This window comes from Campylobacter sputorum (assembly GCF_002220775.1).
Lineage (GTDB): Bacteria > Campylobacterota > Campylobacteria > Campylobacterales > Campylobacteraceae > Campylobacter_F > Campylobacter_F bovis.
This window is the reverse complement of record NZ_CP019685.1, coordinates 1,248,349-1,274,796: the sequence shown is the minus strand read 5'-3', so window position 1 is coordinate 1,274,796 and position 26,448 is coordinate 1,248,349. Positions and strand designations below refer to the sequence as shown.

Here is a 26,448-nt window from a genome sequence, read left to right as displayed (position 1 = left end):
TTTTGAATTTTTTTAAAAAATTATAACTAAAAGTTGCTTATAAATTTAGAAACTTAATTTATTTACCTAAGCAAAAATTACTAAACATTTCATCTAATATCTCACTTCTCTCAAATGGTTTTGTTATAGAAGAAATGCCTATAATCGCTTCATTTATCTCAAATGCAAAAAGTTCAAGTTCAAATTCATTTAAAAGCTCTTTTGCATTTTTTAAAGAATTTAGTGCATTTTTGCTAGATATTATTTGGCGGTTTGAACTAAGCATAAGTCCATCGTAATTTTTAGTATTTAAATATATTTCTAAATTTTTTAAAATGTCATCAGTGTTTGCTTTTGCTGATATTTTTATAGGATTTTTTAGCTCTAAATCAAATTTGAACTCTAAATCATTTTTATTTAATACATTTAAAATTTCTTTACCAGATTTTTTGCAAATTTCCAAAATTTCTATATCTTCTTTATCGCTTTTTTTGCTACTATCAAAAACGGCTATGATGATATCCGCTTCATTTGCTGCGTTTATAGAGTGCGATATCCCTATATTTTCTATATTATCATTGCTATTTCTAATACCTGCTGTGTCTATTATTTTTACTAAATGTGTGCCTATTTTTATACTTTCTTGTATAGTATCACGCGTGGTTCCTGCTATATCGCTTGTGATAGCACGATTAAATTTAAGCATAGAGTTTAAAATAGAGCTTTTTCCTACATTTGGCTTACCTATAATGGCTATTTTAAAGCCATCTATCAAGCCTTGTCTTTGTTCGCTAATGTTTAAAATTTGAGTTAATTTTTCTATATTTTTATCTAATAAATCCATAGTTTGAGTAAGAATTTCTGGTGGTAAATCATCTTCTGCATAATCAATACAAGTTTCAACATATGCCAAAGTCTTAGTAAGTTCATTTCTTAGAGAATTTACAAATTCTTGAAGTTCACCATGCATAGTTCTTGCTAGTATTTTAATAGCATTTTGGCTTTTTGCATTTATCATACTTTGGATATTTTCAGCCTTACTTAAATCCATTTTATCATTTAAAAATGCTCTTTTGCTAAACTCACCAGGACTAGCAAGTCTTGCTCCAAGATATATAAGTTCATTTACTATTGTGTCAGCTATAACAATTCCACCATGCATTTGAAACTCAATTACATCTTCTCCTGTAAAGCTATATGGAGCTTTAAAGTATATAACTATACCTTCATCTATAAATTCTCCATTAGATAAAAAAATATCGCATAGTGTTGCGTATCTTGGTTTTAGATTTTTGTTTTTTGTAAGTTTTGTAGCTAGACTTAGAGAATTTGGTCCACTAAGCCTGACTATGCAAACCGCACCAACTCCATAAGCGGTTGCGATTGCAGTAATTGTATCATTCATGTTTTTTTATAAAATCATTTACAACTATAAATTTACCATTATTAGATGTTTTTATGCCAACATATTTTTCTGGAAATTTCTCTCTGAGTTGTTCTAGTGCAATTTTTATAAGAACTCCATCTAAAATTTTAGTTTGAGCATAGCCATTTTTTTCAACTCTTTGAATTACGCTTTGAGTATAAATAGAAATTCTCTCTTCTTGTGTTTTTAAAAACTCAGCTATTTCAAGTCTTATAGAAAGGTTAAATTTATTGTTTATCCAGTTGAAAAGTAAATATGATAATGCTTTATATCTATATCCTTCTTTTCCTATTAAAAGTGCAGCATCTTCCCCGTCTAAATTTATAAGCACACAATCTTTGCTATACTCACTAACTTCTATTTTATTTATGTTAAAGCAGTTATTTGAAAATAGCAATTCAAGACCTTTTTTTATTTCATTAATAGTTTCTAATGGTATGTTTTTTTTATCTTGTTTTAAATTTGATCTGTTTTCTTCATCTACATTTTTAGAAATGTTATAAAAATTATCAACTAAGGAATTTACTTTATCTTTATCTATAGAAGTTTTGCTTTCGGTATGATTTTTTGTTTTTTTATCACTATTTTTAACTTCATTGTTTGAATTTTCTGTATTTAAATTTGTAGCATCATTGTTGGGTTTGATGGATTTTTTCTTATGATTTCTTTTTTTATCGTTATTAAATTCTTTTGTATGTTTTTGTGTAGATTTTTGGGTCTCTTTATTGTTTTGTTTTTCGTTTTTGTTTATAGCTTCTATGATAGCTGGTTTTTTAAAAAAACCTAAAAAACCGCTATTTGAATTTTGCAAAATGTTATACTCTAAATCTAGTATAGAACAATTAAGTTCCAAAGAAGCTTTGCTAATAGCTTCTTGTAAAGTTGGAGCTTCAAATTTTTTCATGTTTTGCCTCCGCAATTTCCTTTTGTTTTTGTTTTTTAAATATAGCATTTACAGTAAGTTGCTGTATAATTGAACAAACATTATTTATAAACCAATATAGTGTTAATCCAGCAGGGAAAGTTATAAAGAAAAATGTAAAAATTAGTGGTAAAAATTTCATAATTTTTTCTTGCATAGGATCTGTAAAATTTGTAGGTGTAAATTTTTGTTGCAAAAACATAGTTGCACCCATAAGTATTGGTAATATATAGTATGGATCTTTTATGGCAAGATCATTTATCCATAGTATCCACTCAGCTCCTTTTAGCTCAATTGCGTTTAACAATACCCTATAAATTGCAAAAAATATTGGAATTTGAAGCAATATTGGCAGACAACCACCCATTGGATTTGCACCATTTTTTCTATATAATTCCATCATATGAGTTTGCATTTTTTGAGGATCGCCTTTGTATTTAGCTTGAATTTCTTTTATCTTAGGGGCGATATCTTTTAGTTTATTCATAGAAACCATGCCCTTAAATGTCAAAGGAAATAAGATAATCCTTATAATAAGTGTCATTGCTACTATAGCCCAACCCCAATTACCCAAAAATCCATGTAAGAAATTTAAAAATGAAAAAAGAGGTTTTGCTAAAAATGTAAACCATCCATATTCGATAACATCTAAAAGCTCTTTGTCAATATTTTTTAATAAATCATGTGCTTTAGGTCCTATGAAACCATTTAAAGAAATGCTATTATCAGCTGAAATAAAGATAGTACCATTTTTTGATACATCTGTATTTATGGCTAAATTTAAACCTTTGTTAAAATCATAAAATAGCGTTGTATAGTATCTATCTGATGCTGCTGCTATGAAGGCATTTTGAAATCTCTCATCTCCTTTTGCATCGCCATCTTGAATGCCAACTAAGCTACCGTCATTTTGTTTTATCATTAATCCATGGACTGTATAGCTATCAACTGCAACATTTGGTCTAAATCCTGGTGTTATAAAGAAATTCGCTGGATTGCTTAAAGTTATATCTACTGTGTAGTTTCCATTTGGGCTAAAAGTTATTTTTTTAGTTAATGTAAGAGTTCCAAGATTTTGTGTTAAGATTATACTTTGTTTTCCATCTTTTAAATCTATATGTTTTTTATCTGCAGTGTAATGATTGCTAAATGCTAGATTATTTAAATTTTCGTCACTAAATCTTACTTCTAAAGGATATGGCTCTTTTGTTATAAGTTCAAGTTTACTACCATCTTCTGCTATGTATTTTTTTTCATTTAAAGAAAATTTAGATATTCTTCCAAGTGCGTCAATATGGGCTTGAAAATACTTTCCATCTATAGTTGTTAAAGTTTCAAGTTCTTGCTTTGGTGTTGGGTTTGGACTATTTTCAACATTTAAAACAGGAGCTTGTTTTTCTTGTAAAATAGTAGTATTTGTACTATTTAACTCTTGTGCTGTAGGTTGTTTTGGTGGAAAAAAATACCAATATACTCCAAAAAATAAAACCGATAAACAAATCGCAATAAACATTCTTTTTTGTGGGGATAAATCATCTAACACTTATTTTTCCTTTGTATTTTTGAAGTTCTTTATTATATAAAATTTATTTTTTTTATTATAAGGAACTAGCCAAAATTTAAAATTATTTTTATTGTTTCTCATAATAATAGAAACATTTTTTATCTCTTTTTTTATAATCGGATGGTCAAATCCACCTTTAAAAAGCTGATTGCATCTTAAAATTCTTAAAATAGTATTTATAAGAGCAATCAAAAAAAAATTATATTTAAATTCCAAATATGCATACTCAGAACATGTTGGATAATATCTACAAGTTTTTGGGAAAATAGGAGAAATCCATTTTTGATAAAATTTAATAAAATAGATGAAAATATGATTCATTTTGTTAATGCCTCAAGTTTTTTAAACGACCATTTTAAATTTTTTTTGATTTGTAAAAATGGAATTTCATTTAGACCAGGTTTTGCTATTATCACATATATACCATTTTTTAAGGTATCTGATATATCGGCAAAAGCAGCCCTTATAACTCTTTTTGTTCTATTTCTTATAACTGCACAACCAACTTTTTTGTTTGCAACAACTGCAAATTTATTAAACTCAGTGCCTAAGTATAGCACAACCATACACTCACAATGCCATTTTTTAGCATTTTTATAAACATGAGAAAACTCAGATGTTTTGCTTAGTGAGCTAAATTTTTTCAAACAGATAGTCTTTTTCTTCCTTTTGCTCTTCTAGCATTTATAACTTTACGACCATTTTTTGTTTTCATTCTAGCTCTAAATCCGTGAGTTCTAACCCTAGGAAGTTTATGTGGTTGATATGTTCTTTTCATAATATTGTCCCTTTTTAAAATTAAATTAAGCTGTTATTCTATCTAAAATATACTTAAAAAAGCTTTTATTTATTTTATGAGTTATAAAATGTGATATTTTAAATTTGGAACACTAATTGCTTTGTTATAGTTTAAATAATATTTTTAGGATTGAGTATGCAAAATGGTTATTATCAAGTAACAGGAGCCATGGTCACTCAGTTTAACAGACTTGATGTGATATCAAATAATCTTGCTAATACAAATACTATAGGATTTAAAAGAGATGATGTTGTAATAGGTGATTTTGAGAGAATATTCAAAGAAACTAGAGATATTTTACCTCTTGATAATCACACAAAGCAAGCGGCTAAATTTCTAAATAGAACTATTGATAGAGTTCCTCAGGTTAGTGAGCAATATGTTGATTTTTCTCAAGGACCATTAAAGCACAGTTCTAACCCATTAGATGTTTCCATGGGTAGAAAAGATCTGTTTTTTTTAGTAGAAACTGATAATGGCGTAAGGCTTACTAAAAATGGTGCTTTTAACATAGATAATAATGGAAATTTAGTTACAAAAGAAGGATATAATGTTCTTCCAAGTACATATTTTACAGCAAATACAAATGAAATAAAAATACCACAGAATACAGAAGTTACCATAGATAAAAATGGTAATGTTTATTCTGGTCAAAACTTGATATCAAGGCTTTTTGTAGCTCAACCAAGAGAGATTAGAGATTTAACAAAAGAGGGCGATAATCTTTATATTTTAGATAAATTAGAAGATTTGAGTGATGTAGATAATAGCGGTGCAGTTTTGCAAGGATATGCTCAAATGTCAAATATAAATCCAGTTACTGAGATGGTTGGTCTTATACAGACAAATAGGCTTGTTGATGCATATCAAAAAGTTATGACTTCACATATGAATGATTTAAATCAAGATGCTATACAAAAATTAGCATCAACTAAAGCTTAATATAAAAGGATAAATTATGATGAGATCACTTTATACCGCAGCAACTGGTATGATAGCACAACAAACACAAATAGATACAACTTCACATAATATTGCAAATGTCAATACTATAGGTTATAAGAAAAACAGAGCTGAATTTGCTGATCTTATGTATCAAACTATGACATATGCAGGCACTCCTACAAGCACAACAACAATGAGTCCAACTGGAATAGAAGTTGGTCTTGGCGTAAGACCTACGGCTATTACAAAACTTCATGGGCAAGGTTATTTTAAAGAAACAGGAAATAATCTAGATATGGTAATAGCTGGAAATGGATTTTTTCAACTCCAGTTACCAGATGGAACTACAGCTTATACAAGAAATGGTGCTTTTAAGCTTGATGGAGATGGAAATATAGTAAACTCCGATGGTTATATGTTAAATCCAAATTTAGTTATACCAGCTGATGCTATGCAAATATCAGTTGGTGTTGATGGAACCGTTTCTGTTTTGCAGCCAGGCAATCAAGAGATGACTCAAATTGGACAAATAGAACTTGCAACATTTGTAAATCCAAGTGGACTTCACTCCATGGGAGATAATAATTTTCTTGAAACAGCTGCGAGCGGTGCCCCTATAGTTGGTGTTGCAGGAACAGAAGGTATTGGGCAAATTAAACAAGGTTTTGTTGAAATGAGCAATGTTCAGCTCGTTGAAGAAATGACAGATCTTATAACAGGGCAAAGGGCATATGAGGCAAATTCAAAAGCAATTACAACAAGCGATGAGATGCTCCAAATTGTAAATGGATTAAAGAGGTAAAGTATAAGATGATTTTTGTTGTAATTATACTTTTTTTGATAGTTATAATTTTTATAGTTGATGCTGTTTTTTATCCAAATTATAGCGTTATAGATCAAAATAGATCTACTTTTTATGAAAAAAACGTTAGCGAGGATTATGATTCTATAAAATATTTTAACGAACACATAAACAAAGATAAGTAATTTATACTCACTTTGATTTAGATAAATTTTAGTATATTAAAAATTTATGATACAATAAATTTTATATTTAAATCAAAGGAGAAAATAGTGAAAAGAAGAGACGCTTTAAAAGTTATCGCTCTTAGCGGTGTTGCAGTTAGTATTGCTGGTGCCTATGATAAAGCACTTATTGTAAATAAAGAAGATATGAAATTACAAGATCCTAAAAATCCAAATGAATTTGAATACAAACATCTTCCACAAATTTCTATAAAAGATAAAGATAAAAAAGGCTATACACTTATTGAGATAACAGTAGGGCAAAAAGATATCATACATCCAAGCGATGCAGATCACTGGATATATAAAATAGATTTATATGCAGACGATAAACTTGTGGGTTATACAGAGCTTGAGCCTGTTATTTCAAGAGGATATTATAGCACTAGAGTTAAACTTGATGGAGTTAAAGAGCTTAAATCAACAGCTTTCTGTAATCTTCATGGAAATTATACTGCTACTAAAATCTTATAAAATTGGAGCTAAATGCTCCGATATAACTACAAAATTTACTGCGATTAAAATATAGATATTTAAAAATAACATTAAATCATTTTTTTGATATAATTTCATTTTAAAAAAAAGGATAAATTATGGCTAGAGTATTTTTAAGCCCACCAAATATGGGTGGAAATGAATTTGAATATGTCAAAAAAGTTTTTGAAAGCAACTATATAGCTCCGCTTGGAGAGTATGTGAATAAATTTGAAGATAGTGTAAAAAACTACACAAAAGCAAAACAAGCCTTAGCTTTAAATGCGGGAACCGCAGCACTTCATTTAGCATTAAGGGTTTTGGGTATAAAAGATGGCGATGTTGTTTTAGCATCAAGCTTTACTTTTATGGCTTCTGTTAATCCGATAATGTATGAAAGATGTGAGCCTGTTTTTATTGATTCAGATAAGAGTTGGAATTTAAGTCCAGAACTTCTTAAAAAGGCTATAAAAAATGCACAAAAAAAACCAAAAGCTCTCATTGTAACTCATCTTTATGGACAAGCTGCTAAGATGGATGAAATAGTTCAAATTTGTAATGAAAACGATATTATTCTTATAGAAGATGCAGCAGAAGCACTTGGTGGATTTTATAAAGATAAAGCACTTGGAACTATTGGTAAATTTGGTGCATTGAGCTTTAATGGAAATAAAATAATAACAACTGGTGGTGGCGGTATGCTTATATCAAGCGATGAAAAGCTGTTAAGCAAAGCAAGATATTATAGTACTCAAGCAAGAGAGCCTCTTGTTCATTATGAACATTTAGATTATGGATATAATTATAGATTAAGTAACGTTCTTGGTGCTATTGGCGTTGGACAAATGGAAGTTTTAGAAAGCAGAGTTGAAAGAAAAAGAGAGATTTTTGATTTATATTCAAAACTTTTGAGTTCGCTAGATGTAGAATTTATGCCAGAAGTTGAGGGAAGCAGAGGAAATAGGTGGCTTACAACATTGTTATTTAAAAATAAAAACGATCATTTAAAAGTTATTGATACTCTTGCAAAAGAGAATATAGAAAGTAGACCGCTTTGGAAACCAATGCATATGCAACCAGTATTTCAAGGCAAGAGTTGTGTAATTGACGGAACTAGCGAAGATTATTTTAGTAGAGGAATTTGTCTTCCAAGCGGTAGTGATATGAGTGATGAGAGTGTAAATAGAGTGTGTGAAATAATCAAAAGGTCTATATAATGTTTTTAAAACCTAGTAAATTTAAAAGAGTTACATTTTTTTTATTTGCTGATATATTAGTTTTTGCTATATCTATATATGTGGCTTTTTTACTTCGTTTTAGTGGTGATATACCAAGCGATTTTTTCAAAGGTATGATTCTTAGCGGAATTTGTTTGATTGTACTCAAAGTGATATTTTTAGCTCTATATAAAATTTACATGGTGCCTTGGAGATTTTTTGGGCTATATGAAGCTAGGAAAATATTTTATTCGCATATTCTTGCTGGAGCTGTTTTTGCTATTATATTCTTTTTCTTTTCAGACATCTTTAATCCATTTCCAAGAAGCGTTATTATAATAGATGCAACGGTGTCTTATTTAATTTTAAGTGGAGTAAGAATTTCTAAAAGAATGTTTTTAGAAAGACAAAAAAACAGCAATAATGAACCTTGTGTTGTTGTTGGTGCTACAAGCAAAACAATGCATATATTAAAAGGAATTAGGCAACAGTATATAAATTATTATGTGGTTGGTATAGTAGATGCTAGGACTGATCTTGTAGGAACTTACTATGAAAACCATTTAGTAAATTCAAAAGATAAAATCAAAGATATGGTAAAAGAATATAATCTAAAAACAGCTATCATAGCTTTAGCTCTAAGACCAGAAGAACTCAAAGAACTTTATGATGAGTTAGTTGATTACGGAATAACTGAAGTTAAGATATTTTCTTTGCTTGAAAACGGACAAGACAATATCAAAGATATTTCCATAGAAGATTTACTTGCTAGAAAACCAAAAGATCTTGATTTAAATAAAATTGAAGAGTTTATAAAAGATAAAGTTGTTATGGTAACAGGGGCTGGTGGAACAATAGGAAGCGAGATTTGCAAGCAGTGTTTAAAATTTGGTGCTAACAGGCTTATAATGGTTGATCATAGCGAATACAACCTTTATAAAATAGATCAAATTACAAATGATAATAGAAATGTCTTAAAAATGTTAAATATAGTTTTTAAGGATAAATTAGAAGAAATTTTTAAAGAATACAAGCCAGATTTAGTTGTTCATGCTGCTGCTTATAAACATGTGCCTCTTTGTGAGTTTAATCCTCATTCTGCAATAATCAATAATATTATTGGCACTAAAAATGTTATAGATCTTTCTAAAAAATATGAAGTTTCAAAAGTTGTTTTAATTTCAACTGATAAAGCTGTTCGTCCTACAAACATAATGGGAACAACAAAAAGAATTTGTGAGCTTTACTCGCTTAATTCAAATGAGAGTGGAAAAACTGAGATTGTTGCTGTGAGATTTGGAAATGTTCTTGGAAGTAGCGGTTCTGTTATCCCTAAATTTAAAACTTTAATTGCTAAAAATAAGCCACTTACTGTAACTCATCCTGATATAGTTAGATATTTTATGCTTGTTAGTGAAGCGTGTCAGCTTGTGCTTCAAGCTGGGGCTATTGCAAAAGGCGGAGAGCTTTTTGTTCTTGATATGGGCGAACCTGTTAAAATAGTAGATCTTGCTAAAAAAATGTTGCAACTATCAAATAAGCAAAACTTAGGTATAGAATTTGTAGGTTTAAGGCCAGGTGAAAAACTATATGAAGAGTTGCTAGTTGATAAAAATGACAAAAAAACTTGTTATGAATCTATTTTTGTAACACACTCTGAAAAATATGAATTAGAACTTTTAAATACCCAAATTTCACAACTTTTAGAACAAAAAAGTGAAGATGATATTATTCGTATTTTAAAGCAGATTGTGCCAGAGTTTAATAGAACATCAAATAAAAAAGATGGTGTTGATTAATGATAGGAATTATTGATTATGGTGCGGGAAATTTACAAAGTGTTAGAAATGCTTTGGATTTTTTAGGACAAAAATGTGAGATTATAAATGATCCAAATTTAGTGTGTAAATTTGATAGGATTATACTTCCTGGTGTCGGTGCTTTTGGCGATGCAATGCAAAAATTAAGAGCAAATAATCTTGATGAAAGTATAAAAGAATTTATAAAAAGTGGAAAACCGTTTTTAGGGATTTGTCTTGGTATGCAGCTTTTATTTGAGAAAAGCGATGAGTTTGGAGAAAATTTAGGACTTGGTGTTATAAAAGGTGAAGTTATTAGATTTGATGAGAATAAATTTGATAAAAAATTGAAAATTCCGCATGTTGGTTGGAATTGTGTAAATTTTAAAAAAAGTAATGCGATAACTAAAAATTTAAACTCAAGCATATATTTTTATTTTGTTCATAGTTATCATGTTGTGCCAAAAGAAGATTGTGTTTTGGCTACAAGTGAATATGGATATGAGTTTGTAAGTGCAATTTGTAAAGATAATATTATAGCTTTTCAACCTCATCCAGAAAAGAGCCATAAAAATGGTATATTAATATTTAGAAATTTTATGGAGATGTAAATGGAGATACTGCCAGCAATTGATTTAAAAAATGGACTTTGCGTTAGACTTAGTAAAGGTGATATAAATAGTGCCAAAGTATATTCTAATGAACCTTGGGAGCTAGCAAAAGAATTTGAAGATATGGGTGCAAAGTGGCTTCATATAGTTGATTTAGATGGCGCTTTTGTTGGAGAATCTATAAACTTTAGAACTATAGAAAAAATTATATCTAGCACAAATTTAAAAGTAGAAGTTGGTGGTGGTATTAGAAACGAAAATTCAATTATAAGATATAAAAATATAGGTGTAGATAGGTTTATTTTGGGTTCAGTTGCTATAAAAGATAAAGAATTTGTAGCTAAAATGACAAAAAAATACAAAATTGCAGTTGGAATTGATGCCAAAGATGGAAAAGTTGCAGTTGAAGGCTGGGCTAAGCTAAGTGATAAAAAAGCAACTGATCTAGCAAGAGAATACTCTAAAGATGGCGTAGATGCCATAATATGTACTGACATTAGCAAAGATGGAATGCTTAGTGGCGTAAATATTAAATTTAGTGAAGAAATTGCCGATATAAGCGGAATAAAAACTATTGCAAGTGGCGGTGTTAAGGACATAAATGATATTATATCGCTTAAAAATAGTGGCAAGATTTATGGTGTCATAGTTGGCAAAGCGTATTATGAAAAAACTTTAAATTTAAAAGAAGCGTTTAAAATCAATATTTAATTAATTATGATAGTATTTAATAAAGTTTTGTTAAATAAAAATTTGTTACAATTACCACAAACATTTGAAAGGATAAAGTTGTGAAACTCTTAGTTGTAGACGATAGCTCGACAATGCGAAGAATTATAAAAAACACCCTTGGCAGACTCGGACATAAAGATGTTTTAGAGGCAGAACATGGTGTCGAGGCTTGGGATATTTTAAGTAAAACACCTGATATTAATGTGCTTATAACAGATTGGAATATGCCAGAAATGAACGGACTTGAGCTTGTTAAAAAAGTTAGGGCTGAACAAAAATATATTGATATGCCTATAATTATGGTTACAACAGAAGGTGGAAAAGCAGAAGTTATTACAGCTTTAAAAGCAGGAGTAAATAACTATATTGTAAAACCTTTCACACCTCAGGTTTTAAAAGAGAAGCTAGAAGATGTTCTTGGGTAATGAAAGATCATTTTTTTGAATTAAGTATAAAATCTAGTCTGTATTTTGAGCTTTTTTCAGATTTTATTTTTTCTTTAGGTATAACTTGTATAGAGCAAAAAGATGATTATTTAATAATAAGATCCGAAGAAAATTTAGATGATGTGCTTTGGGGTATTAAAGAATATGCAAAGCGTCTTGAAGAGATATATGATAAAAAAATAGTAATAGAATCTAAATTAGAAAAAAAAGAAAATATTGATTGGATAAAAAAATATCAAGATAGTGTTCAGCCTATACAAATAGGCGATTTTTATATAAGACCTAGTTGGAAAAAGCCTAAAAATAGTCTTTTGGATATTATTATAGATCCAGCGCTTGCTTTTGGTTCTGGACATCATGAAAGCACTGCAACTTGCATTCAACTAATACAAAAATACACAAAAGATACTAAAACAGCACTTGATGTTGGATGTGGAAGTGGTATTTTAAGTATTGTTATGTCTAAATTGGGACTTAGTGTAGATGGTTGCGATACAGACGAGCAAGCTATACAAAGTACTTTGTCTAATGCTAAAAAAAATGGCGTTAGTCTTAATAATCTTTGGTGTGGTTCTATATCAAATTTAGAAAAAAAATATGATTTTGTTGTTGCAAATATCATAGCTGATGTGATTTTTGTATTAAAGAGTGATTTAAAAAAAGCGATCAATAAAAACGGATATCTTTTGTTATCTGGTATCTTAAATAAATATGATGATAGAATAAAAGATAGCTTTAGTGATTTAACATTGCTAGAACATGAAAAACTAAATGAATGGTCTAGTTTTATATTTAAAAAATAATTCTAAGGAACAGTAGTGAATAATAACGACAATAAAAATAATGGAAATAATTTTTTTAATAAAAATCCAATACTAGTTTTTGCAATATTTGCTATAGTATTAGTAATGGTTTTTAGGGGATTTTCAGAAAGTGGTGTAGGATTTGGACAACAAGGTGCTTCTACAAAAAATATAGCTTACTCAGAATTTAAAAATCTTATAAAAAATAAAAATATAAGCGAAGTTGCGATAGGTAATACAACTATAAAAGGTATATCTTCATCAAGCGGTATGAAAATAGTTTATGTTGCAAAAAAAGTAAATGACAATACTCTAATCACCTTGCTTGAAGAAAACGGAATTCCATATGGCGCATATAGTGAGACAAATTGGTTAAGTGATATACTTTTTTCTTGGGTAATTCCTATATTTATATTTTTTGGTATATGGATGTTTCTTGCAAGTCGTATGCAAAAAAATATGGGAAGTGGAATTTTAGGTATCGGAAGTAGTAAAAAACTTGTTAGTTCAGAAAAGCCAAAAGTTAAATTTAATGATGTTGCTGGTGTTGAAGAAGCAAAAGAAGAGGTAAAAGAAATAGTTGATTTTCTTAAATTTCCAGATAGATATATCTCTCTTGGAGCTAAAATTCCAAAAGGTGTTTTATTGGTAGGACCTCCTGGAACTGGTAAAACTTTACTTGCAAAAGCTGTTGCGGGAGAGGCAAATGTTCCATTTTTTTCAGTTTCTGGTTCTAGTTTTATAGAGATGTTTGTCGGCGTTGGTGCTAGCAGAGTTAGAGATCTTTTTGAAAACGCAAAAAAAGAAGCTCCTGCGATAGTATTTATAGATGAGATTGATGCTATAGGTAAAAGTAGGGCTGCAAATGGCTTTAATGGGGGAAATGATGAAAGAGAACAAACGCTAAATCAACTTTTAGCTGAGATGGATGGATTTAGTTCAGATTCAAGTCCTGTTATAGTTTTAGCAGCGACCAATAGACCAGAGGTTTTAGATGCTGCACTTCTTAGACCAGGACGCTTTGATAGACAAGTATTGGTTGATAAGCCTGATTTTGAAGGAAGGGTTGCTATACTTAAAACACACAGCAAAGATATAAAACTTTCAAGCGATGTTGATTTAGAAGCACTAGCTAGATTAACTGCCGGTCTTGCTGGAGCAGATTTAGCAAATATTATAAATGAAGCTGCACTTCTTGCTGGAAGAAATGCAAGTCCAAGTGTTAATCAACAAAATTTAGTAGAAGCTGTAGAGCGAGCAATAGCTGGACTTGAGAAAAAATCTCGCCGTATAAATGCAAAAGAGAAAAAAATAGTAGCTTATCATGAGTGTGGTCATGCCCTGATATCTGAAGTTACAAAAGGTGCTGAAAAAGTTACAAAAGTTTCTATAATTCCAAGAGGACTAGCTGCACTTGGTTATACATTAAATACCCCTGAAGAAAATAAATTTCTTATGCAGCGTCATGAACTAATAGCAAGAGTTGATGTGCTTCTTGGTGGTAGAGCAGCTGAACAAGTATTTATAAAAGAAATTTCAACTGGTGCTAGTAATGATTTAGAAAGAGCAACAGATATTATAAAAGCCATGGTTTCGATGTATGGAATGAGTGATATTGCTGGTCTTATGGTTCTAGAAAAACAAAGAAATGTATTTTTAAATGGCGGACAAAGTTTAAAAGATTATAGTGATGATATGGCTAAAAAGCTTGATGATTTCGTAAAAGAAACATTAAATGAGAGATTTGAAGAAGTTCTAAAAACTCTGCAAACTTATAGTGGTGCTATAGAAAATATGGTAAGTGCGTTATATGAAACAGAAACTATAACAGGAGAACAAGTTAGAGAAATTATTAAAAAATACGAAGAAGAAAATTCTCTTCCAAGTAGATTAAATATCTCCAACAAAGATGAAAAAGAAGAGATTGAAGTATGAAAGAAAATAACAATAAGCCGCAAATTATATATATCTTACCCAATTTATTTACAGCAGCAAGTGCGTTTGTTGGGATTATAAGCATTATTTCTGCAGCAAATGGTCATTATGGTAAAGCGGTACTTTATATAATTTTGTCTTTATTGTTAGATGGTCTTGATGGAAGAGTCGCAAGGCTTACGCACACTACATCCAAATTTGGTTTAGAGTTTGATAGTTTAGCTGATATAATAGCCTTTGGAGTTGCTCCTGCAATGCTGTTTTATTTTACATATGGTCATAGTTTTGGTAAATTTGGCTCTTTAGTGGCAAGTATGTTTGTTGTTTTTGGTGCCATTAGACTTGCAAGATTTAATGTGACTACTGGAACTTATGAGCCAAGCGTTTTTATAGGTCTTCCAATACCAACTGCAGCAGTTGTAACTTCTGTTTGGATTGCTTTTTATTTAGAGTATTCTTTTATGAAAGGTTATGAATGGTTGTTAATTTTTGTTATTAGTGGTCTTGCACTTTTAATGGTGAGTAATATAAGATATCCTAGTTTTAAAAAAATTGATTATCAAAAAGCAAGCTTTTTGAAAGTTTTAGTGTGGATATTATTAATATTTTTTCTTTTATATCTATACCCTTTAGAATTTGCTTTTGTCCTGACAAGCGGATATGTTTTATATGGTATAATTAGAGCTATTTATAGTATTTATAAAGCAAAATTTTCAAGAAATATTCAAAATAAATTTTAACTTTATAAATAATTTTTTAAATTTAAAATAAAAGGCAAAATATGTGTAACGATAAAATTATTATTTTTGATACTACTTTAAGAGATGGAGAACAAAGCCCAGGTGCTTCCATGAATATAGAAGAAAAAATTCAAATCGCACTACAACTTGAAAAATTAGGTGTTGATGTTATAGAAGCAGGATTTGCGGCCGCAAGTTTAGGTGATTTTAATGCTATAGACTTGATATCAAAAGAAGTTGATAAGATAAAAGTTTGTTCTTTAGCAAGGGCTGTCGAAAATGACATAAAGTCTGCTGCTATGGCTATATCAAAAGCCAAAAATCAAAGAATTCATACATTTATAGCTACAAGTCCAATACACATGGAGTATAAATTAAAATTAAAACCAGATGAAGTTATAAAAAAAGCTGTAAATGCTGTAACTTATGCTAAAACATTTGTGGATGATATTGAGTTTAGTTGCGAAGATGCTAGTAGAAGTGAAATATCTTTTATGAAAGAGATAGTTGATGCTGTTTTGCAAGCTGGAGCTACGACTATAAATTTACCAGATACAGTAGGATACAGACTTCCAAACGAACTTGCTGATATGGTAAAGCAAATGAGCGATTTTATAGGAAAAAGAGCTATAGTTTCTGTGCATAATCATAACGATTTAGGGCTTGGGGTTGCAAATACTTTGGCTTGCTTAAAAGCTGGTGCAAGGCAGGTTGAATGCACCATAAACGGACTTGGCGAAAGGGCTGGAAATGCAGCACTTGAAGAGATAGTTATGAATATCAAAACAAGAAAAGATATATTTGAGCCATTTTATACAGATATCATAACTAAAGAAATTTATACAACTAGCAGACTTGTTGCTAGTATTACAGGAATTGAACCTCAACCAAATAAAGCTATAGTTGGTAAAAATGCTTTTGCTCATGAAAGTGGTATTCATCAAGATGGTGTTTTAAAACATCCTCAAACTTATGAGATAATGTCTTCTAAAGACATAGGTGTAGAAAACGATAATTCTATAGTCCTTGGTAAACATAGTGGAAGACACGCTTTTAAAGATAAGCTTTTAAATTTAGGTTATGATTTAAATGATGAAGAGTTGAATAGAGCATTTTCTAAATTTAAAGATTTGGCAGATAAGAAAAAAGATATATTTGATGATGATTTAAGGGCTTTAGTTGCAAACGAGATAACAAAAATTCCTAAATCTTATGAAATTATTGCTCTTAGTTCAAATTCTTGTAATAAAGCCCATGCAAGTGCATCAATAAGCATAAAACATAATGATGATATTATAAGTGACTCAGCACTTGGAAACGGTGCTGTTGATGCAATATTTAAAGTAATTGATAGAATTTCAAATATAGATGGTGTTTTAAAAGATTATCAAGTTGATGCAGTTTCACAAGGAAAAGATGCACTTGCTAAAGTTGTTGTAAAAGTAGAGTTTGATGGAAAAAAAGCTGTAATGGGTCATGGACTTGATGTTGATACTATGATGGCTACTGCAAAAGCATATATTGGTGCTTTAAATAGCTATCTTATTATGAAATAAATTATTAAATAAAAAAGATAAAAAGTGGATATTGATATAGTTCTTTTGTCTGAATATATCGGCATAGCCTCAGCTGCTCTTAGTGGGTTTTATTTTGGTGTTTCAAAGAAATGTGATTTTTTAGGCATTTTTATATCCTCTTTTTTAACAGCGCTTGGTGGCGGTATTTTAAGAGATATCACAGTTGGTCGTCCACTTTATTCTTTTACTCATTATATGCCATGCTCAATTGTAATAGTTGTTATGACTCTTGCAATTATTTTAAAACTTCATAAAAACGATAGGATAAAAACGCACGCTGCTTTTGTATTTACAGATGCTATAGATGTGGTTGCGTTTTCTATAGTAGGTTCAATTGTCGCTATAGAGTATAATTATAATGTATTTGGTGTGATAGCCATTGGGTTTATAAACGGAGTTTGTGGTGGTCTTTTAAGGGATATTGTTTTAAATGAAGTTCCTTGGTTTTTGTTAAGCGGACTTTATGGAAGCGTTGCTATACTCATAAGTGCGATATATTATTTGCTTCATTTAATAGGAATAGATAATAATATCATAACATTTATTTGTCTTTTATCTTTTGGGATAGCATTTAGAATGTTAGCTTATTATAGGCAATGGAATTTAGGAACATTGGAGTAAAAATGAATTTGATGAATTTATTTAATAGGGCTAATATTAGCTTTGTTTATGGTAAGGGTGCTAGACTTTATGATAATAAATCTATAGAGTATATAGATTTTGGCTCAGGCATTGGTGTTTGTTCTTTGGGTCATTCTCATAAAAAGCTTATTTCAACTATACAAAATCAAGCCAAAAACATTATTCATAGTTCAAATTTATATCATATAAAAACTCAAGAAAAACTTGCAAAACTCATAAGCGATACACTTGGATACAAAACATATGCATTTTTTTGTAATAGCGGTTGTGAGGCAAATGAGTGTGCTATAAAATATGCTAGAAAATATGGCTATGTTAAATTTAAAAAGCATAAATTTGAAATACTAACATTGAGCAACTCATTTCATGGAAGAACATTGGCTACGCTAAAAGCAAATGGTCAAGATAAATTTCATCCTGATTGTTTTGCGCCATATCCTGAGGGATTTAAATTTTTTGATAGCATTGATGAGATTATAAAAAATATCAGTGAAAATACTATTGGAGTTATGATTGAGCTTGTGCAAGGCGAGGGTGGAATAAAAGCACTTGATAAATCAGAAGTTCAAAGATTAGCCAAAGTTTTAAAAGAGAAAAATTTACTTTTGATAACTGATGAAGTTCAGTGTGGCGTGTATAGAACTGGTGAGTTTGTGACATCTAAACACTATGGCATTAAACCTGATGTTATAACTTTTGCAAAAGGATTAGCAGGTGGTGTGCCAATAGGAGCCTGTGTTGTAAGAGAAGATATATTTGAATTAGGAGATCATGGAAGTACTTTTGGTGGCAATTTCTTGGCAACTTCTGCTGGATTATGCGTTTTAAAAGAGTTAAATAAACTTAAAAAAAGCTCAAAACTAGACCATACTATTAGCGATTTTAACTATGGACTTAGTATCTTCGTATCAAAATATCCTAAAATTTTTAAAGAAAAAACAGGTCTTGGACTTATGCTTGGTTTAAAAGTAAATAATGGAATTGATTTTAGTAAAATTTATGATTTATGTCTTAAAAACAAACTTCTTGTTTTAAAATCGGGCAAAGATACTTTGCGCTTTTTACCGCCTTTAAATATAAACAAAAAAGAGATGGAAGAAGGTTTTAAAAGATTTAAAAACGCACTTGATGATTATGAAATTTAGTGAATATTTCGAAATTTGGTTAAATCATAATTATTATAAAAGTAGTGTAAATGTAGGAAAAAACGGAGATTTTTACACCTCTGTGAGTGTTGGGTCTATCTTTGGTCTAACTCTTGGAAAATATTTTATAAATTTGGTAAAAAGTGGACAAATCAATCAAAATTGTAACATTATAGAAATAGGTGCAAATGATGGTAGTATGATGGTTGATTTTATACAAGGCTTATATAGTTTTGATAAAAACATTTTAGAGAGTTTAAAATTTCACATTATAGAACCACATGAAAATTTAAGGAAAATACAACAACTTAAATTTAAACAAAGTTTTAAAGATAAAATAACTATATATCATCATTTAAATTTAAAAGAGTGTAGTTTTGAAAATGCATTTTTTATAAGTAATGAGCTTTTAGATACTTTTGCGTGTGAAGTTATTAAAGATAACAAAATGCTATATGTTAATGATGATGATTTAAGGTTTGAAAAAATAGACGAACAAACTTTGCTTTTATCAAACAAATTTGATATACAAAATGGTGAAATACCTATCAATTTAGAGAATTTTGTAAAAGAAATTTATAACTCATCTAAAAAATGTTGGTTTTTAACTGCTGATTATGGCGATATGAATAACACTCAAAAATCCACGCTTAGAGTTTATAAAAACCATCAAGTTTATAATTTTTTTGAACTTTCAAATTTAAAAGATTTTTTTGGCATTAGCGATATAACTTATGATGTAAATTTTAAGCTTGTAAAAAAAGTATTTGAAAATAATGGTTTTAAAATGGTTAAATTTGATAAACAAGGCTCTTGGCTTATAAATGCTGGCATTATGGATATAGTAAAAGAAATAGAACAAAATGCAGGATTTAAGGCTTATCAAAACGCTATATCGCAGGTTAAATATCTTGTAGATCCTCGTATTATGGGGGATAGATTTAAAATAATTGAGTTTAAAAAGGATTAAATGTGAAATTTATAACTTTTAAAGAAAATGAAACTATTTTTCTTGGTATTTTAGGCATAGATGGATCTGTTTTTAAATTTAAAGAAGCAAATGTAGATTTTAGTGATATGCATGATTTTATAGTAAATCATTCTTCTAACGATATGCAAAATTTAAAAGATTTATCAGCTAAAAGCGGTGGAATAAATATAAATAAAATAAAGCTTTTAGCACCCATTAATCCGCGTCAAGATGTGATATGTCTTGGTATAAATTATATGGATCACGCAAGAGAAAGTTATAAATTTAAAAATTTAAACTTTGATGGCAAACGCGAATACGCTGTGTATTTTTCAAAAAGAGTAAATGAAGCCATTGGAAGTGGTGATATTATATGCTCTCATGGTGATATTACTTCTAAGCTTGATTATGAAGTAGAGCTTGGGGTTATCATATCAAAAGATGCAAAAAATGTTGATATAAAAGATGCAAAAGATTATATATTTGGTTATACAATCATAAATGACATTAGTGCTAGAGATTTGCAAAATCGCCATAAGCAGTTTTATTTTGGTAAAAGTCTCGATTGTTCTTGCCCAATAGGTCCAATGATAGTTAGTACAGATGAGATAGATAGTTCAAATTTAGATATAAAATGCTTTGTAAATGATGAAATCAGGCAGAGTTCAAATACAAAATATATGATATTTGATGAAAAATTTGTCATATCTGAACTTAGTCAAGGTATGAAACTAAAAGCAGGAAGCGTGATATCTATGGGCACTCCAAGTGGTGTTGGTATGGGGCTTAATCCACCTAAGTTTTTAAAAAGTGGTGATAAAATACGATGTGAAATACAAGGTATTGGCGTTTTAGAAAATGAAATTTTATAATAAATTTAAAATTTTCTTGTAATATTAAAAAATATTAAAATTAAGGAATAAAATGAAATTTAGTGGAAAAAATGTTTTAGTAACAGGTGGAAGTAAAGGTATAGGTGCAGAGATATGCAGAGTTTTAGCAAGTTTTAATTTAAAAGTATGGATAAATTATCGCTCAAATCCAGATATAGCAGATGCTTTAGCAGATGATATTCGCTCAAATGGTGGCGAGGCAGCTGTAATAAAATTTGATGCATCAAATGAAGAAGAGTTTATAAATGCTATAAATGTTATTATGCAAAGTGATGGCGAATTAAGTTATCTTGTAAATAATGCCGGTATTACAAATGATAAATTAGCGCTTCGTATGAAGCTGGAGGATTTTACAAGTGTGATAGAAGCAAATTTAACTTCTGCTTTTATTGGCTCAAGAGAAGCATTAAAAGTAATGAGTAAAAAACGCTTTGGTGCTGTTGTTAATATCGCTTCTATTGTTGGCGAGATGGGAAATGCTGGTCAGGTTAATTATTCTGCAAGTAAAGGTGGTATGATAGCAATGTCAAAAAGTTTTGCCAAAGAAGGTGCTAGTAGAAATATTCGTTTTAATTGTATTACGCCTGGTTTTATAGAAACTGACATGACAAATAAGCTTAGCGATGATATCAAAAAATCATATACAGATGCAGTTGCTTTAAAAAGATTTGGAAGCACAACCGATGTTGCAAACGGCGTTGCATTTTTGTTAAGTGATTATTCATCATATATAACAGGAGATGTTTTAAAAATAAATGGTGGGCTTTATATGTAGTTTTTAAGCTAAAATATTTTATAATTGTATTTTAATTTTTATAAGGAGCTGTAAATGGCAGTATTTGAAGATGTAAGAGATGTGGTTGTAGAGCAACTTAGTGTTAGTCCAGAAAGCGTAAAGCTTGAGTCTAAAATAATAGAAGATTTAGGCGCTGATTCTCTAGATGTTGTTGAATTAGTAATGGCTTTAGAAGAAAAATTTGATGTTTCTATCCCTGATAGTGATGCTGAAAAATTACTTAGCATTCAAGATGTTGTAACATATATAGAAAATTTAAATAAATAGTTATAAATTTTTAAGGATATACATTGAAAAGAGTTGTTATAACAGGCATCGGGATGATAAATGCATTAGGACTTGATAAAGATAGTGCGTTTAAAGCTATATGTGAAGGCAAAAGCGGTGTTGATAGAATTACTCAATTTGATGTTACAGATTTTCCTGTTCAAATTGCAGCAGAGATTAAAAATTTTGATCCTTTAAATGTAGTAGACCCAAAAGAAGTTAAAAAATTAGATAGATTTATTCAACTTGGCATCAAAGTAGCAAAAGATGCTATGAACGATGCTAAATTTGAAATCTATGATGGTGAAAATTTTGGTGTTTGTTCTGCTGCTGGTATAGGAGGGCTTCCAAATATTGAGAAAAACTCTAATACATGTTTAGAAAAAGGGCCAAGAAGAATATCTGCATTTTTCATACCATCAGCACTAGTAAATATGCTAGGCGGAGTTATTTCTATAAATCATTCTTTAAAAGGCCCCAATTTATCATGTGTTACTGCTTGTGCTGCTGGCACTCATGCTATCAGCGAAGCTGCAAAATCTATAATGTTAGGTTGTGCTGATAAAATGCTTGTTGTTGGAGCTGAATCTGCTATATGCCCTGTTGGTATAGGCGGATTTGCAGCTATGAAAGCACTTTCAACTAGAAACGATAGTCCACAAACTGCTTCAAGACCATTTGATAAAGACAGGGATGGTTTTGTTATGGGAGAAGGTGCTGCTGCTTTGGTATTGGAAAGTTATGAAGATGCTATTGCTAGAGGAGCTAGAATTTATGCAGAGTTAGTAGGATTTGGTGAAAGTGGAGATGCCTATCATATAACCTCTCCAGTAGTAGATGGACCTGCTAGAGCCATGAAAAAAGCATTGCAAATGGCTGGAAATATCAATATAGATTATATTAATGCACATGGTACCTCAACATCTATAAATGATAAAAATGAAACAGCTGCATTAAAGCAAATTTTTGGTTCAAAAGTTCCTCCTGTTAGCTCAACAAAAGGTCAAACTGGGCATTGTTTAGGTGCTGCTGGAGCAATTGAGGCTGTAATTTGTTTAATGGCTATGCAAGAAGGTATCATTCCCCCTACTATAAATTATACAACACCTGATGAAGAATGTGATTTAGACTATGTTCCAAATAAAGCAAGAAAAGCTGAATTAAAAGCAGTAATGAGCAATTCATTCGGTTTTGGTGGAACTAATGGCTCTTTGATTTTTAAAAGATTGGATTAAAATTGGCTAGTTATCTAGATTTTGAAAAAAATATCAAACAACTTGATGAGAGTATAGCAGTAGCTAAGATAAAAGGTGACACTCATGCTGTTGAAATTTTAGGTAAAAATTTAGAAAAAGAAATTTCAAAAACATATAAAAATTTAAACGAATTTCAACGTTTAAGCCTTGCTAGACATCCTGATAGACCTTACGCATTAGATTATATAAGAGCTTTGCTAACAGATTCATATGAACTTCATGGAGATAGAGCTTATAGAGATGACCCAGCAATTGTTTGCTATATTGGATATATTGCAGAGCAAAAAGTTATGGTAATAGGTGAACAAAAGGGAAGAGGGACTAAGAATAAACTAAAAAGAAATTTTGGGATGCCTCATCCTGAGGGTTATAGAAAAGCTTTAAGATTTGCTAAAATGGCTGAAAAGTTCTCTTTGCCTGTTGTATTTTTAATAGACACTCCTGGTGCATATCCTGGGATTGGAGCTGAAGAGAGAGGACAAAGTGAGGCTATAGCTAGAAATTTGTTTGCACTAAGCGATATTGCTACACCAACAATAGCTATAGTTATTGGTGAGGGAGGAAGTGGCGGTGCTTTAGCAATAGGTGTTGTAGATAGACTTGCTATGCTTACTAACTCAGTGTTTTCAGTGATTTCGCCTGAGGGTTGTGCTGCTATTCTTTGGAATGATCCATTAAAAAACGAAATAGCAACTAAAGCAATGAAAATAACAGCAGATGATTTAATGGAATTAAATTTGATAGATGATGTTATAAAAGAGCCTATAAATGGTGCACATAGAGATAAAGATGGAGCCGCTAAAGCTATTGGGGCTTATATATTAAATACATTAGATGAGCTTTATAAACTTCCAAAAGATGAACTTTTAAAAAACAGAATGAATAAAATTTTAAAAATAGGTGCTTTTAAAGAAAATTAAATTTGTTTTTAAAATACTTGACATTTAAATTATGATTAGATATAATTATATTTCGTTTTATGATATTGGGGTATAGCCAAGCGGTAAGGCAACTGGTTTTGGTCCAGTCATTCAGAGGTTCGAATCCTCTTACCCCATCCACTAGTATCTAGTAAAGCTAGGTTTTATCGCAGAGTAGAGCAGTGGTAGCTCGTCGGGCTCATAACCCGAAGGTCGGCGGTTCAAATCCGTCCTCTGCAACCAAATTTAATGTTTATAATATGATATGAATGTATTTTATCTTTCTTTTATATTTTTCCTATTCGAGATTATTGATATTTATTTAGTTAAAAGTGAAAATTTTTTAGATATTATTCAAGAATATATAAAAAATTATACAAAATTTCCCATTTTATTTTTAATGTCAAAAGGAAATTTTATATTACTTTGTTTTATTGTATTTGCATTAAATGTGCATAATTTTATTATGATAAGCTTATTTATAGTTTATTTTTTAGATATTTATATGAATATTTCTATTATAGACAAAGTTTTAAATGGTAAAAATTTAGGTATTTACAAAGATATATTTATTGTAAATCCAAAAATTAGTAAAAAATCTAGATTAATAATAAGTTGTTGTATTACAATTTTATTTTACGCTGGTATTTCTTGACAATTTTTAAAAATTTAACTAAAATAATCTTTTTATAAAACTACTTTTATTCTTTTTTGTGATTCTACGCAAAATTTAAAGAGGAACGATGGAAAATGGCAAAAAACAGCATCAAAGGACACACATTCCTGTTGATGGCTACAAGATAGAGGATTTAAGACTTTTAGATATTAATAGTTTAGTTGATATAGCTGAAGAAATTGGAGTTGAAAATCCGCGAGAATTTAGAAGACAAGAACTATGCTTTGAGATATTAAAAGCTCAAACTAAACAGGGTGGCTTTATACTATTTACCGGAATTCTTGAGATTACAAATGATGGTTATGGATTTTTAAGGGCAATGGATGCAAATTTTAGCGATACTGCCAATGATGCTTATGTTAGCCAATCGCAAATTCGCAAATTCGCTCTTAGGGTTGGGGATATAGTTACAGGACAAGTTAGAGAGCCAAAAGATCAAGAAAAATATTATGCTTTATTAAAAATAGAAGCAGTTAATTATATGCCTTTACAAGAAGCTAAAGATAGACCTCTTTTTGATAATCTAACACCGCTTTTTCCTACTAAAAAAATAGTTTTAGAGTATGAATCTTCAAAATTAACAGGAAGGGTTTTAGATCTTTTTACGCCCATTGGAAAAGGACAGCGCGGATTGATAGTTGCACCTCCAAGAAGTGGTAAAACAGAACTTATGAAAGAATTAGCACATGGTATTGCTATAAACCATCCAGAGGCACATTTGATGGTTCTTTTGGTTGATGAAAGACCAGAAGAAGTTACAGATATGCAAAGATGTGTAAAGGGCGAGGTTTATAGTTCAACTTTTGATCAACCTGCAATAAATCATGTAAGAGTTGCGGAGCTTGTTATAGAAAAAGCAAAGCGTTTGGTTGAGATGAAAAAAGATGTAATCATACTTCTTGATTCTATTACTAGACTAGCAAGAGCGTATAACACAGTAACTCCTTCAAGTGGCAAAGTTTTAACAGGTGGAGTGGATGCTAATGCGCTTCATAAACCAAAAAGATTTTTTGGTGCAGCTAGAAATATAGAAGAGGGCGGTAGTCTTACTATAGTTGCAACAGCGCTTATAGATACTGGTTCAAGAATGGATGAGGTTATATTTGAAGAGTTTAAAGGAACAGGAAATAGTGAAATAGTTCTTGATAGAAACATATCCGATAGAAGAATTTATCCAGCTATAGATATTTTAAAAAGTGGAACTAGAAAAGAAGAGCTTTTACAAGGTCCAGAGAGTTTGCAAAGAATTTGGATTATAAGAAGTGCAATGTCTAATATGGATGACATAGAAGCTCTTAAATTTTTATATTCTAAAATGCTTAAAACTAAAAATAATGAAGAGCTTTTGGCTGTTATGAATGATTAAAGATTATTGATAAACATCAAAATATACTTTGATGTTTAAATCTTTATCTCCTGAATACACGGCAAGTTCATATCTCATTACGCTAATAACACAAGCGCTAAGTGTGACTGTTGCCATATGTTTTAAACCAACACTTTTTAAATTTACTTTAATTGTTCCCATATCCATATTTACACCGTTAAATCTCACATTTAAATCTTTGATATCACTATCAAGTCCAGAAATTAATAAGTCAAGCGGTGTCATTACTTGTATTGGTGTAGGACTAAGAGATATTTCAATTTCTTTTGAGTTATAAGTCACTTTGCACGGATGTTCTGATAAATTACATTCTAAAGGTTCTAGGTTTTTAGATATTTGATCTTTTGAAATTATATTATTTTTGTTTTTTTCAAAAGATATATTTGATAAAATAATTCCAAGTATAAGAGCTATTGTTATAATTATTATAACTATTTTTTTATTCATTTTTATCCCCACATATACAATTTTCTAGCATTATAGCAAAATAAAACTATATTT

At 30.1% G+C, this 26,448-nt stretch carries 29 protein-coding genes and 2 tRNA genes; 24 read left to right on the top strand and 7 right to left on the bottom strand.

Features of this window, described 5'->3' with window-relative positions; genetic code table 11:
- Nucleotides 1–58 precede the first annotated feature (58 nt).
- Genes mnmE through rpmH form a run of 6 tightly spaced genes read right to left on the bottom strand, consistent with a single transcriptional unit; the run spans nucleotide 59 to nucleotide 4,669 of the window.
- Nucleotides 59–1,384: a tRNA uridine-5-carboxymethylaminomethyl(34) synthesis GTPase MnmE gene (gene mnmE, locus CSPB_RS06370; protein ID WP_089193590.1), complete on the bottom strand. Its 1,326-nt coding sequence runs from the start codon at nucleotides 1,382–1,384 to the stop codon at nucleotides 59–61.
- Entirely contained in the window at nucleotides 1,377–2,309 is a 933-nt protein-coding gene (locus CSPB_RS06365) for a Jag N-terminal domain-containing protein (protein ID WP_089193589.1), read from the bottom strand. Before CSPB_RS06365 ends, mnmE begins: the two co-directional genes overlap by 8 nt.
- The gene (gene yidC, locus CSPB_RS06360; RefSeq protein ID WP_227484134.1) at nucleotides 2,296–3,840 is read right to left on the bottom strand and encodes a membrane protein insertase YidC; all 1,545 of its coding nucleotides are present in this window, start codon (nucleotides 3,838–3,840) and stop codon (nucleotides 2,296–2,298) included. Before yidC ends, CSPB_RS06365 begins: the two co-directional genes overlap by 14 nt.
- 30 nt (nucleotides 3,841–3,870) lie before the next feature.
- Entirely contained in the window at nucleotides 3,871–4,212 is a 342-nt protein-coding gene (yidD, locus tag CSPB_RS06355) for a membrane protein insertion efficiency factor YidD (protein ID WP_033916121.1), read from the bottom strand.
- A complete protein-coding gene (rnpA, locus tag CSPB_RS06350; protein ID WP_089193587.1) occupies nucleotides 4,209–4,538 on the bottom strand; it encodes a ribonuclease P protein component in 330 nt (109 codons plus the stop codon). The genes yidD and rnpA overlap by 4 nt, the downstream gene beginning before the upstream one ends.
- The gene (rpmH, locus tag CSPB_RS06345) at nucleotides 4,535–4,669 is read right to left on the bottom strand and encodes a 50S ribosomal protein L34 (protein WP_033916123.1); all 135 of its coding nucleotides are present in this window, start codon (nucleotides 4,667–4,669) and stop codon (nucleotides 4,535–4,537) included. Before rpmH ends, rnpA begins: the two co-directional genes overlap by 4 nt.
- 156 nt (nucleotides 4,670–4,825) lie before the next feature.
- On the opposite strand from rpmH, the gene CSPB_RS06340 reads away from it, so the two are divergent.
- From CSPB_RS06340 to rho, 24 genes are all read left to right on the top strand, one after another.
- Nucleotides 4,826–5,632, top strand: coding sequence for a flagellar hook-basal body protein (locus tag CSPB_RS06340; protein WP_089188481.1), 807 nt, complete (start codon nucleotides 4,826–4,828; stop codon nucleotides 5,630–5,632).
- Nucleotides 5,633–5,648: 16 nt separating this feature from the next.
- Nucleotides 5,649–6,437 (top strand): flagellar basal-body rod protein FlgG, encoded by a 789-nt coding sequence (gene flgG / locus CSPB_RS06335; RefSeq protein WP_033916125.1) that lies wholly within the window; start codon nucleotides 5,649–5,651, stop codon nucleotides 6,435–6,437.
- Between the two features lie 8 nt (nucleotides 6,438–6,445).
- Entirely contained in the window at nucleotides 6,446–6,622 is a 177-nt protein-coding gene (locus CSPB_RS08605; protein WP_161492194.1) for a hypothetical protein, read from the top strand.
- Between the two features lie 87 nt (nucleotides 6,623–6,709).
- Nucleotides 6,710–7,135, top strand: coding sequence for a desulfoferrodoxin family protein (locus tag CSPB_RS06330; RefSeq protein ID WP_089193586.1), 426 nt, complete (start codon nucleotides 6,710–6,712; stop codon nucleotides 7,133–7,135).
- 119 nt (nucleotides 7,136–7,254) lie between these two features.
- Nucleotides 7,255–8,352, top strand: coding sequence for a UDP-N-acetylbacillosamine transaminase (gene pglE / locus CSPB_RS06325; protein ID WP_089193585.1), 1,098 nt, complete (start codon nucleotides 7,255–7,257; stop codon nucleotides 8,350–8,352).
- Nucleotides 8,352–10,151: a UDP-N-acetylglucosamine 4,6-dehydratase (configuration-retaining) gene (gene pglF, locus CSPB_RS06320; protein ID WP_033916127.1), complete on the top strand. Its 1,800-nt coding sequence runs from the start codon at nucleotides 8,352–8,354 to the stop codon at nucleotides 10,149–10,151. The genes pglE and pglF overlap by 1 nt, the downstream gene beginning before the upstream one ends.
- Nucleotides 10,151–10,762, top strand: a complete 612-nt coding sequence (gene hisH / locus CSPB_RS06315; RefSeq protein ID WP_089193584.1) for an imidazole glycerol phosphate synthase subunit HisH — start codon at nucleotides 10,151–10,153, stop codon at nucleotides 10,760–10,762. The genes pglF and hisH overlap by 1 nt, the downstream gene beginning before the upstream one ends.
- Nucleotides 10,763–11,473, top strand: a complete 711-nt coding sequence (hisA, locus tag CSPB_RS06310; RefSeq protein WP_089193583.1) for a 1-(5-phosphoribosyl)-5-[(5-phosphoribosylamino)methylideneamino]imidazole-4-carboxamide isomerase — start codon at nucleotides 10,763–10,765, stop codon at nucleotides 11,471–11,473.
- 80 nt (nucleotides 11,474–11,553) lie between these two features.
- Entirely contained in the window at nucleotides 11,554–11,919 is a 366-nt protein-coding gene (locus tag CSPB_RS06305) for a chemotaxis response regulator CheY (RefSeq protein ID WP_033916130.1), read from the top strand.
- Nucleotides 11,919–12,743 carry a 50S ribosomal protein L11 methyltransferase gene (locus CSPB_RS06300; protein ID WP_089193582.1) on the top strand — a complete coding sequence of 275 codons (825 nt, stop codon included), beginning with the start codon at nucleotides 11,919–11,921 and terminating at the stop codon, nucleotides 12,741–12,743. Before CSPB_RS06305 ends, CSPB_RS06300 begins: the two co-directional genes overlap by 1 nt.
- 15 nt (nucleotides 12,744–12,758) lie before the next feature.
- Nucleotides 12,759–14,678, top strand: a complete 1,920-nt coding sequence (gene ftsH, locus CSPB_RS06295) for an ATP-dependent zinc metalloprotease FtsH (protein WP_089193581.1) — start codon at nucleotides 12,759–12,761, stop codon at nucleotides 14,676–14,678.
- The gene (pssA, locus tag CSPB_RS06290) at nucleotides 14,675–15,418 is read left to right on the top strand and encodes a CDP-diacylglycerol--serine O-phosphatidyltransferase (protein ID WP_089193580.1); all 744 of its coding nucleotides are present in this window, start codon (nucleotides 14,675–14,677) and stop codon (nucleotides 15,416–15,418) included. Before ftsH ends, pssA begins: the two co-directional genes overlap by 4 nt.
- Before the next feature lie 41 nt (nucleotides 15,419–15,459).
- Nucleotides 15,460–16,974 carry a 2-isopropylmalate synthase gene (locus CSPB_RS06285; protein WP_089193579.1) on the top strand — a complete coding sequence of 505 codons (1,515 nt, stop codon included), beginning with the start codon at nucleotides 15,460–15,462 and terminating at the stop codon, nucleotides 16,972–16,974.
- 30 nt (nucleotides 16,975–17,004) lie between these two features.
- A complete protein-coding gene (locus tag CSPB_RS06280) occupies nucleotides 17,005–17,616 on the top strand; it encodes a trimeric intracellular cation channel family protein (protein WP_033916190.1) in 612 nt (203 codons plus the stop codon).
- A gap of 2 nt (nucleotides 17,617–17,618) precedes the next feature.
- Entirely contained in the window at nucleotides 17,619–18,782 is a 1,164-nt protein-coding gene (locus tag CSPB_RS06275) for an acetylornithine transaminase (protein WP_089193578.1), read from the top strand.
- On the top strand, nucleotides 18,772–19,752 hold the full coding sequence (locus CSPB_RS06270; RefSeq protein ID WP_161492193.1) for an SAM-dependent methyltransferase: 981 nt from the start codon (nucleotides 18,772–18,774) through the stop codon (nucleotides 19,750–19,752). Before CSPB_RS06275 ends, CSPB_RS06270 begins: the two co-directional genes overlap by 11 nt.
- A 2-nt stretch (nucleotides 19,753–19,754) precedes the next feature.
- On the top strand, nucleotides 19,755–20,624 hold the full coding sequence (locus CSPB_RS06265) for a fumarylacetoacetate hydrolase family protein (protein ID WP_089193576.1): 870 nt from the start codon (nucleotides 19,755–19,757) through the stop codon (nucleotides 20,622–20,624).
- A 52-nt stretch (nucleotides 20,625–20,676) separates the two neighbouring features.
- Nucleotides 20,677–21,420, top strand: coding sequence for a 3-oxoacyl-ACP reductase FabG (gene fabG / locus CSPB_RS06260; protein WP_089193575.1), 744 nt, complete (start codon nucleotides 20,677–20,679; stop codon nucleotides 21,418–21,420).
- Between the two features lie 54 nt (nucleotides 21,421–21,474).
- The gene (gene acpP, locus CSPB_RS06255) at nucleotides 21,475–21,708 is read left to right on the top strand and encodes an acyl carrier protein (RefSeq protein WP_033916139.1); all 234 of its coding nucleotides are present in this window, start codon (nucleotides 21,475–21,477) and stop codon (nucleotides 21,706–21,708) included.
- 23 nt (nucleotides 21,709–21,731) lie between these two features.
- Complete coding sequence (locus tag CSPB_RS06250; protein ID WP_089193574.1) at nucleotides 21,732–22,943, top strand: beta-ketoacyl-ACP synthase II; 1,212 nt, start codon at nucleotides 21,732–21,734, stop codon at nucleotides 22,941–22,943.
- Between the two features lie 2 nt (nucleotides 22,944–22,945).
- Entirely contained in the window at nucleotides 22,946–23,884 is a 939-nt protein-coding gene (locus CSPB_RS06245; RefSeq protein ID WP_033916141.1) for an acetyl-CoA carboxylase carboxyltransferase subunit alpha, read from the top strand.
- A 66-nt stretch (nucleotides 23,885–23,950) separates the two neighbouring features.
- Nucleotides 23,951–24,025 (top strand) — tRNA-Gln (locus tag CSPB_RS06240).
- A gap of 27 nt (nucleotides 24,026–24,052) precedes the next feature.
- Nucleotides 24,053–24,127: transfer RNA gene (locus CSPB_RS06235), tRNA-Met, on the top strand.
- A 500-nt stretch (nucleotides 24,128–24,627) separates the two neighbouring features.
- Nucleotides 24,628–25,926 (top strand): transcription termination factor Rho, encoded by a 1,299-nt coding sequence (rho, locus tag CSPB_RS06225; RefSeq protein ID WP_089193572.1) that lies wholly within the window; start codon nucleotides 24,628–24,630, stop codon nucleotides 25,924–25,926.
- A 3-nt stretch (nucleotides 25,927–25,929) separates the two neighbouring features.
- Here the strand turns inward: rho and CSPB_RS06220 are convergent, their stop codons facing one another.
- Entirely contained in the window at nucleotides 25,930–26,394 is a 465-nt protein-coding gene (locus CSPB_RS06220; protein ID WP_089193571.1) for a hypothetical protein, read from the bottom strand.
- Nucleotides 26,395–26,448: the final 54 nt, after the last annotated feature.

Coding starts and splice junctions, on each gene's coding strand:
- flgG (WP_033916125.1), top strand. CDS start 5,649: ATGATGAGATCACTTTATACCGCAGCAACTGGTATGATAGCACAACAA.
- CSPB_RS06300 (WP_089193582.1), top strand. CDS start 11,919: ATGAAAGATCATTTTTTTGAATTAAGTATAAAATCTAGTCTGTATTTT.
- CSPB_RS06220 (WP_089193571.1), bottom strand. CDS start 26,394: ATGAATAAAAAAATAGTTATAATAATTATAACAATAGCTCTTATACTT.
- CSPB_RS06275 (WP_089193578.1), top strand. CDS start 17,619: ATGAATTTGATGAATTTATTTAATAGGGCTAATATTAGCTTTGTTTAT.
- acpP (WP_033916139.1), top strand. CDS start 21,475: ATGGCAGTATTTGAAGATGTAAGAGATGTGGTTGTAGAGCAACTTAGT.
- pglE (WP_089193585.1), top strand. CDS start 7,255: ATGGCTAGAGTATTTTTAAGCCCACCAAATATGGGTGGAAATGAATTT.
- hisH (WP_089193584.1), top strand. CDS start 10,151: ATGATAGGAATTATTGATTATGGTGCGGGAAATTTACAAAGTGTTAGA.
- mnmE (WP_089193590.1), bottom strand. CDS start 1,384: ATGAATGATACAATTACTGCAATCGCAACCGCTTATGGAGTTGGTGCG.
- CSPB_RS06340 (WP_089188481.1), top strand. CDS start 4,826: ATGCAAAATGGTTATTATCAAGTAACAGGAGCCATGGTCACTCAGTTT.
- hisA (WP_089193583.1), top strand. CDS start 10,763: ATGGAGATACTGCCAGCAATTGATTTAAAAAATGGACTTTGCGTTAGA.
- yidC (WP_227484134.1), bottom strand. CDS start 3,840: ATGTTTATTGCGATTTGTTTATCGGTTTTATTTTTTGGAGTATATTGG.
- rpmH (WP_033916123.1), bottom strand. CDS start 4,669: ATGAAAAGAACATATCAACCACATAAACTTCCTAGGGTTAGAACTCAC.
- fabG (WP_089193575.1), top strand. CDS start 20,677: ATGAAATTTAGTGGAAAAAATGTTTTAGTAACAGGTGGAAGTAAAGGT.
- CSPB_RS08605 (WP_161492194.1), top strand. CDS start 6,446: ATGATTTTTGTTGTAATTATACTTTTTTTGATAGTTATAATTTTTATA.
- pssA (WP_089193580.1), top strand. CDS start 14,675: ATGAAAGAAAATAACAATAAGCCGCAAATTATATATATCTTACCCAAT.
- CSPB_RS06285 (WP_089193579.1), top strand. CDS start 15,460: ATGTGTAACGATAAAATTATTATTTTTGATACTACTTTAAGAGATGGA.
- CSPB_RS06270 (WP_161492193.1), top strand. CDS start 18,772: ATGAAATTTAGTGAATATTTCGAAATTTGGTTAAATCATAATTATTAT.
- CSPB_RS06365 (WP_089193589.1), bottom strand. CDS start 2,309: ATGAAAAAATTTGAAGCTCCAACTTTACAAGAAGCTATTAGCAAAGCT.
- pglF (WP_033916127.1), top strand. CDS start 8,352: ATGTTTTTAAAACCTAGTAAATTTAAAAGAGTTACATTTTTTTTATTT.
- yidD (WP_033916121.1), bottom strand. CDS start 4,212: ATGAATCATATTTTCATCTATTTTATTAAATTTTATCAAAAATGGATT.
- rho (WP_089193572.1), top strand. CDS start 24,628: ATGGAAAATGGCAAAAAACAGCATCAAAGGACACACATTCCTGTTGAT.